Origin of the sequence: Clostridium bornimense, assembly GCF_018917145.1 — a bacterium.
GTDB lineage: Bacteria > Bacillota > Clostridia > Clostridiales > Clostridiaceae > Clostridium_AN > Clostridium_AN bornimense_A.
Genome location: NZ_JAHLOD010000067.1, coordinates 1 through 13,991, shown reverse-complemented (window position 1 = coordinate 13,991; position 13,991 = coordinate 1). Strand labels below are relative to the sequence as shown.

General features: G+C 26.4%; 13 protein-coding genes. 11 read left to right on the top strand and 2 right to left on the bottom strand.

What is annotated here, in order from left to right; translation table 11 throughout:
- Positions 1 to 145 precede the first annotated feature (145 nt).
- On the bottom strand, positions 146 to 940 hold the full coding sequence (locus KQI30_RS15395) for a Cof-type HAD-IIB family hydrolase (protein ID WP_216464234.1): 795 nt from the start codon (positions 938 to 940) through the stop codon (positions 146 to 148).
- A 260-nt stretch (positions 941 to 1,200) separates the two neighbouring features.
- On the opposite strand from KQI30_RS15395, the gene KQI30_RS15390 reads away from it, so the two are divergent.
- The 9 genes from KQI30_RS15390 to KQI30_RS15350 all read left to right on the top strand — a co-directional run bounded on the left by KQI30_RS15390 (position 1,201) and on the right by KQI30_RS15350 (position 9,752).
- Positions 1,201 to 2,802 (top strand): Na/Pi cotransporter family protein, encoded by a 1,602-nt coding sequence (locus tag KQI30_RS15390; RefSeq protein ID WP_216464233.1) that lies wholly within the window; start codon positions 1,201 to 1,203, stop codon positions 2,800 to 2,802.
- 34 nt (positions 2,803 to 2,836) lie between these two features.
- Positions 2,837 to 3,493, top strand: a complete 657-nt coding sequence (locus tag KQI30_RS15385; protein ID WP_216464232.1) for an HAD family hydrolase — start codon at positions 2,837 to 2,839, stop codon at positions 3,491 to 3,493.
- Positions 3,494 to 3,652: 159 nt separating this feature from the next.
- Positions 3,653 to 4,681 (top strand): 3-deoxy-7-phosphoheptulonate synthase, encoded by a 1,029-nt coding sequence (locus KQI30_RS15380; protein WP_216464231.1) that lies wholly within the window; start codon positions 3,653 to 3,655, stop codon positions 4,679 to 4,681.
- A gap of 277 nt (positions 4,682 to 4,958) precedes the next feature.
- Complete coding sequence (gene fabV / locus KQI30_RS15375; RefSeq protein WP_216464230.1) at positions 4,959 to 6,122, top strand: enoyl-ACP reductase FabV; 1,164 nt, start codon at positions 4,959 to 4,961, stop codon at positions 6,120 to 6,122.
- Positions 6,123 to 6,320: 198 nt separating this feature from the next.
- The gene (locus KQI30_RS15370; RefSeq protein ID WP_367397868.1) at positions 6,321 to 6,752 is read left to right on the top strand and encodes a PilZ domain-containing protein; all 432 of its coding nucleotides are present in this window, start codon (positions 6,321 to 6,323) and stop codon (positions 6,750 to 6,752) included.
- 112 nt (positions 6,753 to 6,864) lie between these two features.
- Positions 6,865 to 7,251 (top strand): GtrA family protein, encoded by a 387-nt coding sequence (locus KQI30_RS15365; RefSeq protein ID WP_216464228.1) that lies wholly within the window; start codon positions 6,865 to 6,867, stop codon positions 7,249 to 7,251.
- A gap of 197 nt (positions 7,252 to 7,448) precedes the next feature.
- Complete coding sequence (locus KQI30_RS15360) at positions 7,449 to 8,297, top strand: YitT family protein (protein ID WP_216464227.1); 849 nt, start codon at positions 7,449 to 7,451, stop codon at positions 8,295 to 8,297.
- A 38-nt stretch (positions 8,298 to 8,335) separates the two neighbouring features.
- The gene (ybaK, locus tag KQI30_RS15355) at positions 8,336 to 8,806 is read left to right on the top strand and encodes a Cys-tRNA(Pro) deacylase (protein ID WP_216464226.1); all 471 of its coding nucleotides are present in this window, start codon (positions 8,336 to 8,338) and stop codon (positions 8,804 to 8,806) included.
- Positions 8,807 to 8,915: 109 nt separating this feature from the next.
- Entirely contained in the window at positions 8,916 to 9,752 is an 837-nt protein-coding gene (locus tag KQI30_RS15350; protein WP_216464225.1) for a deoxyribonuclease IV, read from the top strand.
- Positions 9,753 to 9,810: 58 nt separating this feature from the next.
- On the opposite strand, the gene KQI30_RS15345 is transcribed toward KQI30_RS15350, so the two are convergent.
- A complete protein-coding gene (locus KQI30_RS15345) occupies positions 9,811 to 12,432 on the bottom strand; it encodes a hypothetical protein (protein WP_216464224.1) in 2,622 nt (873 codons plus the stop codon).
- 245 nt (positions 12,433 to 12,677) lie between these two features.
- On the opposite strand from KQI30_RS15345, the gene KQI30_RS15340 reads away from it, so the two are divergent.
- Together KQI30_RS15340 and KQI30_RS15335 are read left to right on the top strand one after the other, a co-directional pair.
- The gene (locus tag KQI30_RS15340; protein WP_216464223.1) at positions 12,678 to 13,178 is read left to right on the top strand and encodes a GNAT family N-acetyltransferase; all 501 of its coding nucleotides are present in this window, start codon (positions 12,678 to 12,680) and stop codon (positions 13,176 to 13,178) included.
- Positions 13,179 to 13,311: 133 nt separating this feature from the next.
- Positions 13,312 to 13,809, top strand: coding sequence for a GNAT family N-acetyltransferase (locus tag KQI30_RS15335; RefSeq protein WP_216464222.1), 498 nt, complete (start codon positions 13,312 to 13,314; stop codon positions 13,807 to 13,809).
- Positions 13,810 to 13,991: the final 182 nt, after the last annotated feature.

Here is a 13,991-nt window from a genome sequence, read left to right as displayed (position 1 = left end):
ATAATCTTTTGCTGCCTTGATTTTATCTTCAAAAGAATATTTATATTGTCTTCCCATAAAAAATACCTCCAAAGTAGATTTTGGTTATTTACCATGTCTACTTTAGAGGTATCATATCATAACAAAATGTGTGCAGCCTTATCTTTTATATTAAGTTGTAATGTTTTAAAGCATTATAAATACCATTATCATTAACAGATGTAGTTTTATAAGAAACTAAATCAAAAATTTCTGGATTACTATTTCCCATTGCAATACTATTTTCTACGTATTGAAGCATAGATAAGTCATTAGTACTATCACCTATAGCATAGGTATTTTCTAGTGGAATATTAAGATAATCAATTATAAATTTGATGCCTGAAGCTTTGGAGTATCCATTAGGTACTAATTCATAAAAGTTATCGCTTCGTTTAATAAAATCAAAGACGTTTTTATATTTATTATAGAATCCTAAGAAATTACTAGATTCATTACAGAAAATTACAAGCTTGTCCACATCCATTGATTGGTCATCTAAAGTTGAACCAGTAAAAAATCCCTCTCTTTTATGTTGTTCCATTATTCTTAAGACATTAGAATTTTTGATGTTTTCTATTTTATCAAAATAAATATCGTACCGACCTTCTAATATTCCTTCTAAGTTAAAAAGTTTTATATCTTTTGCAAGTTCTAAGGATAGTTTATTGCCTAATGATTTATAAAACAGTACTTCATTATTAAATTCAATATAAGTTCCACAACCACAAATATAGCCATCAAAATCAAAACTACGGATATAATCAGTGATTTCAAAAATTGGTCTTCCAGTGTTAATAAAGGCTAGGTTACCATTAGCTTTTAGATTTTTTAGTGCTTCTTTTGTGCTATTAGGTATTAAGTGAGTTTCTTCATCTATCAATGTTCCATCTATATCGAAAAATACAATTTTTTTATCCATTTGTTGTTTTACTACAAGAAATGTAGTATATCTCCTTTCGTAAATTATATATATAATTATAAAGTGTTAAAAATATATTTCAACAAAAGACTTTGTTACTACAAAGAGAAAAGGAAAAGTACATAATAAATTTATACAAAAACAGATAAGTATTATATAGATATATAAACAAAGAATGTTAAATCTGTGTTAAGTTTACGTTAAATAAGGTAAAATATAGTAATATAAAGCAGATGTTGTATTTCAAAGGAGAGATTAGATTGAGTGTTATTAATATGTGTATTGAGCTTTTCGGTGGACTGGGATTATTTTTATTCGGTATGAATATGATGGGAGACGGCTTAGAGAACTCAGCTGGTGAAAAATTAAAAGCTGTATTAGAGAAAGTAACTAGCAATAAATATATGGGTGTTGCAATTGGAGCATTAGTTACTGCTGTTATTCAAAGTTCTAGTGCAACTACAGTTATGGTAGTAAGTTTTGTAGATGCGGGTCTTATGACATTATTTCAAGCAGTAGGTGTAATTATGGGTGCCAATATAGGTACAACTATTACAGCACAGATGGTTTCATTTAATTTAGACGCTATAGCACCACTATTTATAGGACTGGGATCAGTTATTATTTTATTAGCAAAACGAAAAAAAATTAGAGATTTAGCATCAATAGCTTTAGGGTTTGGAATATTATTTTTAGGAATGAGTATGATGTCAGCATCAATGGCACCATTAGCAGAATCAACATTATTTAAAAATATATTAGAGGTTGTTGGAGAAAATATAATTCTTGGAATAGCAGCTGGATTACTTATGACAGCAGTAGTACAAAGCTCATCAGCAACAACAGGAATTTTGGTAGCATTAGGGACAACAGGAACAATAGATATGAACGTAGCATTACCAATAATTTTAGGATGTAATATTGGGACTTGCGTTACAGCTTTATTAGCATCTATTGGTTCTAATAGGGTAGCAAAAAAAGCTGCATTAATTCATTTACTTTTTAATGCTATTGGGGTAGTAATCTTTTTACCATTTATGAACATAGTTGTAGATTTAGTTCAAAAAATAGATCCATATGATGTAGCTAGACAAGTTGCAAATACACATACTATTTTTAATATTTGTGTGACTATAGTTTTGTTGCCTTTATCAAAATATTTAGTTTTGTTAGCTAATAAGTTAATGCCAGGTGAAGATGTTATAGAACATACTGGAGCAATTTATTTAGATGAAAAGTTATTAGATAATCCGATTATAGCTACAAGTCAAGTATTTAAAGAGACAATCAGGATGGGTGAATTGGCAAAGAAAAATGTAAGGTTATCTATGGAGGGGTTGCTAGAGGATAATGAAAAATCAATGGAAATAGCTTATAAAAATGAAGCAACGATAAATATGTTAGAAAAAGAGATAACAGATTATTTAGTATTACTATCATCGCATGAGTTGCCAGAAGAAGATAGTAAAATTCTTAGCTCAACTTTTCATGTTATTAATGATATTGAAAGAATAGGGGATCATGCTAAAAATATTATAGAATTAGCTGTTGAGAAGAGAAAAAACAAGGTAGATATAGAAGGGGAAGCAAGAGAAGAACTTATTAATATGTATAATAGGACTATTGAAGCAGTAAATCTTGCTATAGATTGTTATAGTAATAAAGATAATGAGGAAGCTAAAAAGATAAAAGAGATTGAGGACGATATAGATAGATATGAAAAAACTCTTAGAAATAATAACATAAAAAGACTAAACAAGAAGATATGTTGTGCCAGTGCAAGTACTATATTCTTAGATATAATTAGCAATTTAGAAAGAATTGGTGATCATTCTACTAATATTGTAGAGAGTATAGTATAATTTATTATAAACTTTAAACAATATTGGAGGAAGTATGAAAAACATTGAAGCAATAATATTTGATATGGATGGTGTAATATTTGATACAGAAAGAGTTTATTTAGATATATGGAGTAAGGTTTTTAAAAAATATGGATACGAAATTACACAAGAAATATATATATCTGTTATGGGAAGAGGAAGAAAGAAAGTTAAAGAGATTTTTGTAAAAGAATTTGGAGAAGATTTACCTATAGAAGAAATGTATATTGAAAAGGATAAAATCCTGGAAGAGGTTATTAATAATAATGAGGTGCCTATGAAATTAGGTGCTTATGATTTACTTCAGTACTTAAAAGAAAATCAATATAAAATAGCTCTTGCTACTTCAGCAAAAATGGATAGAGTGAAGAAACAAATAGAAGGCGCAAAAATAGAAAGTTTTTTTGATGTAATTGTTTCTGGAGATGATATTGTAAATTCTAAACCAGATCCTGAAATATTTATTACAGCTGCAAATAATTTATGTGTTGATAGAAAAAGATGTGTTGTGATAGAAGATTCACCAGCTGGTATAGAAGCTGTTTATAGAGCAAATATCATTGGATTTCATGTAGAGGATTTAAAAGAAGCAGATAATAATATAAAAGAACATTGCTATAGGAGTTTTAAAAATCTTGTAGAATTAAAAAGATTTTTGATGCAAGATTAATTGCAAGATTTTAGAAAAATGATTTTGAAATTTTAGTTATATAGTAATAATTATGCATTAAGATTTATTTTTATAATAAAATTATGTCAATATAAGAAAAAGTTGATTATTTCATAAAATAGTTATATATTTGAAGTATTCAAAAAAAGGGGGGCTATTATGAGTTTTACTAATATTCGTAAATTACCATCACCAGAGGAAATTATGGGAATGGTACCGTTATCAGAAGAGTTAAAAAAGGTTAAAGCAGAAAGAGATGAAGAAATAAAAAAAATTTTTGCAGGAGAAAGCGATAAATTTGTAGTAATTATCGGTCCATGTTCAGCAGATGATGAAGATGCTGTTTGTGACTATGTAAATAGACTTGCAAAGGTAAATGAAAAAGTTAAAGATAAATTATTTATTGTACCAAGAATTTACACAAATAAGCCAAGAACAACAGGTGAAGGATATAAAGGAATGTTACATCAACCTGATCCAGAAAAAGCACCTAATATTCTTGAAGGATTAATTGCTATAAGAAAAATGTTTGTAAGAGCAATTAAAGAAACTCATTTAACACCAGCAGATGAAATGCTTTATCCATGCAATCATATTTATTGTGGAGATTTATTAAGTTATGTTGCAGTAGGAGCAAGAAGTGTAGAAAATCAACAACATAGACTTACAGCTAGTGGAGTAGATGTACCTGTTGGTATGAAGAATCCAACAAGTGGAGATTTGTCAATCATGTTTAATGCTATTAAAGCAGCAAATCTACAACATGACTTTATTTATAAAGATAATGAGGTTAGAACTAGTGGAAATTCTTATGCACATGTTATTTTAAGAGGGGCCGTAAATAGATATGGAAATAACATACCAAATTATCATTATGAGGATTTAATAAAGACTTTAGATTTATATAATAAGTATCAATTACCAAACCCAGCGGTTATAGTTGATGCCAATCATTCAAATTCAGGAAAACAATATGCGGAACAACCTAGAATAGTAAGTGAAATTCTTCATAGCAGGAATTATAATGGGGATTTAAAAAAATTAGTTAAAGGTGTTATGGTTGAGAGTTATATAGAAGGTGGAAACCAAAAAGTTAATGAGCATATATATGGTAAGTCAATTACTGATCCTTGTTTAGGATGGGAAGAAACTGAAAAATTACTTTATTTCATTGCAGATCAAGTATAAAGAAACGAAAAAATGAGGAACTGTCGCATGATGGAATTAAAAATCATAGTGCGGCAGTTTTTTCATTAAAATAGAATATCAGGGCACAAGGCACAGGTATATATCAGTGCACAGTGAATGCGATACCTTCTTATTTTTGTATATAAACAATAAGCCTATGGTTATAATAGCTAAGTTATTTAATAAATTTATAACAAATTGTTAGTTTTATTTACAGTAGCAAAATATACTGATACTATAGAAATAAAAGAGTAAAAATGTTAGGGGGATACTTGTAGTGATTATAGAACCAAAGGTTAGAGGATTCATTTGTACTACTGCACATCCAGATGGATGCATGGAGAATGTTAAAAAACAAATTGAATATACAAAAAATAAGGGGAAAAAAGATGGAAGTAAAAAGGTATTAATAATAGGTTCTTCCACTGGATATGGATTAGCTGCAAGAATTGCTGTTACATATGGAGAAGGAGCTTCAACATTAGGAGTTATGTTTGAAAAGGAAGCTACGGAGCGTAAAACAGCATCAGCTGGATGGTATAATACTGTTGCTTTCGAAGAATTTGCAAGAAAAGATGGATATTATGCAAAATCTATAAATGGTGATGCATTTTCAAAAGAAGTAAAGGATAAAGTGATAAAGACAATAAAAGAAGATTTAGGAAAAGTTGATATGGTTATTTATAGTTTGGCAGCACCTAAAAGAAAAACAGAAGATGGAACTATATATAATTCAACTTTAAAAACCACTGAGGAAGTCTTTACAAATAAGTCATTAGATTTAAGAAATAATACAGTAGTTGAAGCAACAATACCAATGGCTAATGAAAAAGAAATAGAAGACACTATCAAAGTTATGGGTGGAGAAGATTGGAAGCAATGGATAGAATCTTTAGTTGAAGCAGATGTAATAGAAAGAGACGCAATTACCATTGCATATTCATATATAGGACCGGAACTTACTTATCCTGTGTATTACAATGGTACTATTGGTATGGCTAAGAAGGATTTATATAATACTTCATTAGATATTACTAGAGAATTTAAAGATAGAGGTATTAAAGCATATATTTCCGTAAATAAAGCTATAGTAACACAAGCAAGTTCAGCAATTCCTATTGTTCCACTTTATATGTCTATACTCTATAAAGTAATGAAAGAGAAAAACATACATGAGGGAGCTATTGAGCAAATGAATAGGTTGTTTCGCAAAAAGTTAAGTAATGATGTTATTGTAGTAGATAAAAAGAATAGAATTCGCCTAGATGATTATGAAATGAGAGAAGATGTCCAAGAGCAAGTTATGGAATATTGGAATAAAATTAATTCGCAAAATATAAATGATTTTGCAGATGTTGATGGTTATTGGAATGATTTTTATAATATGTTTGGATTTAAATTTGATAATGTAGATTATACAAAGGATATTAAGTTAGTTTAATAGATAAAATTCATAGAATAGAAGGGAAAGATAACTTCTTTTACCCAATTAATTGATTAATCTTATCTACAAATATAAATTATTTCAATGAAAATAGTGAAAAAATAATACATATATTATATAATATACTATTATGAGATAATTTGTAGCTTATTTTATAATTAATAAAAATAAAAGGAAAGTGGGTAAATATATTTGGTGGGGAAGAAGGAACAGGAAAATAGAAGGAAGTTTTTTAGAGTAAGTTTAGATATACCAATGTGTAGTAAATTAACTATATTATATGTTAATGGTAAAGAGGTGAGTAAGGGGTATACACCTATTTGTATAGAAGATATAGGTGCAGGGGGAGTGAGATTTAAATCTCGATTAGATATACCGGTAAATAATACAATAACACTTGGTATAGATTTTTCTATATATGAAGAGGAACATTTAATACCAGCAACAGTAGTGTGGAAAAAAGAATTATATGATGGTATTTTTGAGTATGGTTGTAAATTTGACATAGCAGAAAATGAAAGAGAAAAGTATATTGCAATATTTAATAAGTTTTCTATTTCTTGCAGTAAGAGTGTACAAAGTCCATATAAAGAATGTAATCCAAAGAGATGTAAATTAGGACTATAAGTAATGATGAGAACTTATGTTATAGGTTATTATGTATTGATTTAAGTTACAAAATATAATATTATAAAATGAATTGATAATATCAATTTAATTTATGAATGGAGTACAATTTATGAAAAAACTTATTGAGCAAATCTTCAAATTTGGAATCATAGGAGTTTTAGCTTTTGTTATTGACTACGGAATTATGATTTTACTTACAGAAGTATTTAATATAAACTATTTAATATCTTCTGGAATTTCATTTACTATATCAGTTATATTCAATTACATATGTAGTATGAAATATGTATTTGTTGGACGTGACGATATAAGTAAAGAAAAAGAGTTTATTATTTTTGTTATTTTAAGTGTTATTGGATTAGGAATTAATCAATTAGTAATGTGGTTAATGGTTGATAAGCTAGGAATGTTTTATGCTATTGTTAAGCTATTTGCTACAGCAGTAGTAATGGTATGGAATTTTGTTACTAGAAAGATATTTCTAGAAAAGAAATAAATTTTAATAAGATTTTTTTAAGTGGCTATCACAACGATGATTAAAATTCGTAGGTGATAGCCTTTTAATGTATAATAATAAGCCTTTGTTAGAGAATAAGAAAGAGTTATCCTTAGGATAGATTGGTATAATTAAGAAAATAATATGATATAATGTATTTGTAACAAGCTAGAAATATATTCAGGAGAGTAGATAAAATGATAAAGAAAAATTTAAAAGAGTATTCATTAATTACTATTGGTATTATTTTAGTTGCTATATCAATAGAATATTTTTTTGCACCTAATAATTTAGCTGCTGGAGGAGTTACAGGATTAGCTATAGTTTTAAATTACTTATTTCCCTATATTGGAGTAGGAATATTAACATTAATAATTAATTTATTATTGTTTGCAGTTGCATTCCTGGTTTTAGGTGGAAGTTTTGGTAAGAAGAGTATATTTGCTACTATAGAATTGTCATTAGTGATGTGGGCAATAGAAAAGTTTTTAAATCCATTTGCAATAACATCAGATTTAGTAATAGCAACAATTTTTGGAACTATAATTACAGCCTTTGGGATGGCTGTTGTTTTCAATAATAATTCTTCTACTGGAGGAACAGATATATTAGCTAAAGTAATGAACAAATTTTTACATATTAATATTGGAATTTCATTGTTAATAATAGATATTATTATTACTTTTTTTGCAGCAATAGTGTTTGGATTAGATATAGGATTTTATTCCATGTTAAGTGTAATTATATTAGGTGTAACTATTGATAGGTTTATTGATGGTTTTAATACTTCTAAAGAGATTATGGTGATGACTAAAAAAGAAAATGAGGTAAAAGATTTTATAATAAATGAACTTTCAAGAGGCTGTACATATTTAAAGGGAACAGGATGTTATTCAGGTAAAGATATAAATGTTATTTATGCTATTTTAGGTAGAAATGAATTTATTAAGTTAAAAAGGTATATAAAAGAGATTGATTCTAGAGCATTTATAAGTGTTAGAGAATCACATGAAGTTTTAGGAGAAGGATTTAAGGAAATAGAGTAAAAATTTTTATGAATTGAATTTGTTTTAGGAGTGATAAAATGCAAAAAACAAATGCTATGAGATTTTTAGATAAAAATAATATAAACTATGATGTGCATCAATATCAATGCGATGATGGTCACATTGATGGTCTTGCAGTTGCAAATAAGTTAAATCAAAATCCCGATGAAGTTTTTAAGACTCTAGTGTCCATAGGAACATCAAGGGAATTGTATGTGTTTGTAATACCAGTAAGTAAAGAATTAAGTTTAAAAAAAGCTGCTAAAGTTTCAGGAGAAAAGAAAATAGAGATGTTACATGTAAAAGATATAAATAAGTATACCGGATATATAAGAGGAGGATGTTCTCCATTAGCAATGAAAAAGCAATATAGAACTTTTATTGATAATTCTGCAAAGGAACTTGAAACAATAATTTTTAGTGGAGGAAAGATAGGGATGCAAATAGAAGCAAATCCCATAGAGATAGCAGAAATTATAAAAGCTGAGTTTGCAGATGTAACTACTTAATAAAAAAGTAAAAGATAATAATTATTATAAAATATCTATTGTATATTAATTTGAGGATGTAGTATTATTTTATATATGAAATAATCGTTAATATTATAGGAGGAATATAATGCTGAAAATTGGATGTCACTTATCAACAACAAAAGGATTTGAGAATATGGGAAAAGAGGCACTAAAAATAGGTGCAAATACTTTTCAATTCTTCACAAGAAATCCTAGAGGTGGTAAGGCAAAAGAAATAGAAGAAACAGATATACAAGGACTTATTAATATAATAAATGAAAATAATTTTGCAAAGGTATTAGCTCATGCGCCATATACATTAAATGGATGTTCTGCTGATGCAAATACAAGAAAGTTTGCTATTGAAATGATGTCAGATGATTTGAAGAGAATGGAGTACTTACCTAATAATTTATATAATTTTCATCCAGGTTCTCATGTAAAGCAAGGTGTTGATGTTGGAATTAATTATATAGTTGAGATGCTTAATGAGGTTTTAAAGCCAGAACAAACTACAAAAGTATTATTAGAAACTATGGCTGGTAAAGGAACTGAAATAGGAAGAAGTTTTGAAGAAATAGCAGAAATAATTAGTAAAGTAGAATTAAAAGAGCATATGGGAGTTTGTTTAGATACATGCCATGTATATGATTCAGGTTATGATATTGTAAATGAATTAGATAAAGTATTGGACGAGTTTGACAAAATTATAGGATTAGATAGATTGTATGCAATTCATTTAAATGATAGTAAAAATCCTTTTAGTAGCCATAAAGATAGACATGAAAAAATTGGAGATGGATTTATAGGAATTAATGCAATAGAGAAAATAATAAACCATCCTAAATTAAGACATCTTCCGTTTTTCTTAGAAACTCCTAATGAATTAGATGGATATGCAAAAGAGATAGCTTTATTAAAAAGTATATATAGAAATGATTAATAAAAAGAGGAGGGGGATTATCGTATTAATACCGCCTCTCCTTTTTATTTAGTAATAATTAGGATATAGTCATAGCTTTTATTATGTTAATTACAGATATTATTAAATCTTTAAAGTCTTCATGAAAATGACTAGGTATACTAGTTATTGATATAAAATCGTCATTAATAATAAGTTTTTTTTCATCTACATCCAATGAAGTAATATCTTTATAAAATATGAAATTACAGCTGGACCAAGGATTTTTCCAGTATATCGATTTATTAGTAAGGAATATACTTTCTCTACAACCATTTAACTTAATATTATCAAATAGAAAGTATCCTTGTTCTTCGAGATTATTATCAATGTATAATTCAGTAGCAGCGCTAAATTTCTTTTTGCTATGTTCATTTTCGTTAAAAGTAAATATCATAGAACGAATTTTACTATTACAAATGTCATTAAGAAGCTGATATATATTTAAATCGATAGATTTTGTATAATCTATTTTAAATTTATATGAACTATCAATATCATAATTAAAGGATTTATTTAATTTTAATTTGTCTATAAGGGGTTTCTTTACAGTAGAATCAATTCCAATTTCAATACGTAATCTATAAAGTAATAATTCTAATGAATTTTCAAAATTGAATTTATCATTTATAGGAATTGAATTGAATTCTATTTCTATATTATTAATAAGTAATTTTCCATCAATGAAGCTTATTTTATTTATAGAGTTTATATCGATTTTTATGAAATTTTTCATAAAGGGTTTGTAATATAGAGCTTTATTAGTAACAATAAAACCTTCTTTACCAGTATTAAATGCTGTACTATCATAAAGAATTAATGGAATTTCACCTTTTATATTTGCATAGCAGTTAATTGCATTTTCAAGTTTGATCTTATTTGAATCGTCAATTGACGGAAACATTTTTATTATTTTATTCGTATTAAATGTAGATATAATTACTTCAAGATCAGTATTAAGGTTTCCAGTTAAATCACCTTTTATTTTATGATATAATCTGTTTTTAAATAATCTATTTTCTAATATTAATTTTGTTTCTCCAAAAGATGAACTCAATTTATTACCATTACCTAAATATTGATATCTCAAATTGAGAATATCCTTTATAGGATTTCCGTTATATAACTTAGAATATTTTATCATATAAATAATATATTCTAAAAGTTCAAGGAGCAATTCTCGTTCGCTAGATGAGATTTTAGAGATGCAAGTCCCTTTAGTATTGAAATATAGTATATCCTTTTCTATTTTTATATCATTAATATCGGAAATATTTATAAACATTTTTTCCTGTGATTTAGTAGTAAAGTATATGTATTCTGTTGATATTAAAAATCCTTCAGATTTTTTATAACTATAATTTTCTTCATAAAGTATAAGAGGAATATCATTGTTAAAATCTGCAAAGCTTTCAAATGACTGAAAAACTTTTTCTTTTATAACGTCATTTACTGACTCGTATATATAAAATATATTGTTAAATGGATGCATATATAAAGAAGCATGTATATTTTCACATAAATCTTTACTAAATTTAAATTTTAATCCATTATAAAAAGTATTATCTTTAAGGTCTTTTTCAAAAATTTTAGCGGCATCTCTGTAAAGAGAAAAAATCTCGTTATTATAATTAATTACTATTAATGCTTTTTCTCGAGCTTTAGTGTAGTCAATAAAAAAGTATTCCGCATAATTTTTTAGATTATTTATTCTATCTAAAGTTTTCACCATGGCAAAAATATAATAGTCTTCATTTAATGGATATTCAATGAGCATTTCCAATATCTTATCTTGAACAATATTTTCATCGTAATAATCATTTTTTAAATTTTCATATATTTCAATAGCATGCTTTTTATTATTTTCATTAAAGATACAAGGAACTTTTTCACCATATATCTCCAAAGATACTTTTTTAATAGCCAATTTAAAGTTTAAAATATCATTATAGATATTATCACATAAATTATTTATAAAATCAGGATTTGAGTAGAGTTTTTTTAATTCCCATTCTCCTTGAGTTACCGTTTTTATATTATCAATAGCTAAAACTACATTATCTATTCTACGGGAGAAAGCTTTTTTTGTAGTAGTTTTTATTGTACCATCATTTAAACTAGTTTTAATAGTATTAGTTATACTGTTAAATCTATCCTTGAAAAGATCTAAATTTTTTAAATTTTCAAAATCTATTAAGTTTTTAGTGGCATTTTCTACTTCAAGGATTTTGTCTTTTAACTTTAGAATTTTATTTGAAAATGATGAACAATTCTCTTTTATTATTGGCATTATATATTTATTAAAATTAGCATAGTGAAAATTTTTACCAAAAACCTCTGCTGTTTTAATGGCATCGTTAATAGATGCCATAGTAGTGTTTTCACAAAAATTTATTAATCCTAAAATATCTGTATAATCTTTATTGTAACTATTCAAAAGTAAACTTCTAGCATCATTGGCTAATTTATCATAGTACATTTCAAAATATAAATACTCTTTAGTATAAGGATGTAATATAACTTTGCGGTTACCTATGGGGAATATAATGTGATTATGAGTAGTATCAAGGATATATCCATTTGAATTAGCAATTTCTTTGTCATTATATAGATTTTCTGTAGTCCTTTCAAATTTCAATAAATGTTGTTTATTAAATCCCATTTTAATCCTCCAATACAAATATAGATTAATACTATGTATTATATACAAAAAATATAAAAAAGTACAGAAAAATGTAAAAAAATAAGTTTTTTTGTAGATAGATTTTTTAGATTTAAAATCATAAACATAAATAAATAAAATGTAAACAATACAAAAAAATTGAAATTAACTCTTGTAATTTTCAGGTAAAGATATGTATAATGGTATTAAGTAAATGTTTTCATTTTAAAGGGGGATAAATAATTATGAGGAATGTTAGAATTTTATATGTATGTACAGAATCAGAGGTAAAGAAAGTAGAAGACATAGCATCAAATGTTTGGAATGAACATTATATATCTATAATAGAAAAAGAACAAATTGAATATATGATAAATAAATTCCAATCTAAAGATGCTATAATAAAGCAAATAAAAGAAGATGGATACAAGTATTGTATATTAAATTTTAAAGGAGCTAATGTTGGGTATTTAGCTTTTAAAGAGGAGAATAATCAATTATTTCTTAGCAAGTTATATGTAGAAAAGGAATATCGTAACAATGGTATAGCTGATATCGCTATAAAACATTTAATGCATGTATGTAATAGAGAAGGATTAGAAAAGATATTCCTAAATGTAAATAAGAAAAATTCTGAATCTATTAAAATTTATGAAAAGATGGGATTTGTTAAAACATCAGAAAAAGTAATTGATATAGGTTCAGGTTATGTATTAGACGATTATATAATGGAGAAGGCTGTATAAAATAATATATTGTAGTATAATTTGATGTACAATACTTGATTAAGTTATTGTACATCATCTTTTTTTTGTGGAATAATATAGATTAAATAGGTAATATCTTTATTACATTGTTATATTTAGAGGAGATTATATTATGAACGATATAAAATTTAGAGCAGCTAAATTGGAAGATTTACAGAGAGTAAAAGAAATATATACGTACTATATAGAAAATTCTACAGCTACTTTTCATATTAATAGGATTTCTGATGATGATATGAAGAAAATATTATTTAGTGGCGATGAGTTATATGAAAGTTTTGTTATTATGCAAGAGAATAATATAATAGGATATGTACTTTTAGCACCATATAGCAAAAGAGAAGCATTTAGAGTATCCGCAGAGGTTACTATTTATCTTGATAATAATGTAACTAGCAAAGGTATAGGATATAGAGCATTAAACTTTATAGAAGATGTTGCAAGAAATAAAGGGATAAAAACATTATTATCTCTTATATGTGGTGAAAATTATAAAAGTATCAAGTTATTTGAAAAGGTTGGATTTTATAAGTGTGCTCATATGAAAAATGTAGCTAAGAAATTTGATAGAATGTTGGATTTGCTTATTTATGAAAAAGAATTATTATAAAAGGTTATTAAATTGACATTTTAACTTTACATTGTTATATTTAGAGGTATTAATATTAAAGTTAAAGACGACTGGTAATATGTCAAGATAAAAAAACTTTAAAATTGGAAATTTTCTAGTTTGTCTTATTAAAAAAAGGGTAACTTTAATAAAGCTCATTCTGATTCCAAAATTTTACAGGG

Coding starts and splice junctions, on each gene's coding strand:
- KQI30_RS15335 (WP_216464222.1), top strand. CDS start 13,312: ATGAACGATATAAAATTTAGAGCAGCTAAATTGGAAGATTTACAGAGA.
- KQI30_RS15395 (WP_216464234.1), bottom strand. CDS start 940: ATGGATAAAAAAATTGTATTTTTCGATATAGATGGAACATTGATAGAT.
- KQI30_RS15380 (WP_216464231.1), top strand. CDS start 3,653: ATGAGTTTTACTAATATTCGTAAATTACCATCACCAGAGGAAATTATG.
- KQI30_RS15365 (WP_216464228.1), top strand. CDS start 6,865: ATGAAAAAACTTATTGAGCAAATCTTCAAATTTGGAATCATAGGAGTT.
- KQI30_RS15350 (WP_216464225.1), top strand. CDS start 8,916: ATGCTGAAAATTGGATGTCACTTATCAACAACAAAAGGATTTGAGAAT.
- KQI30_RS15360 (WP_216464227.1), top strand. CDS start 7,449: ATGATAAAGAAAAATTTAAAAGAGTATTCATTAATTACTATTGGTATT.
- ybaK (WP_216464226.1), top strand. CDS start 8,336: ATGCAAAAAACAAATGCTATGAGATTTTTAGATAAAAATAATATAAAC.
- KQI30_RS15385 (WP_216464232.1), top strand. CDS start 2,837: ATGAAAAACATTGAAGCAATAATATTTGATATGGATGGTGTAATATTT.
- KQI30_RS15345 (WP_216464224.1), bottom strand. CDS start 12,432: ATGGGATTTAATAAACAACATTTATTGAAATTTGAAAGGACTACAGAA.
- KQI30_RS15340 (WP_216464223.1), top strand. CDS start 12,678: ATGAGGAATGTTAGAATTTTATATGTATGTACAGAATCAGAGGTAAAG.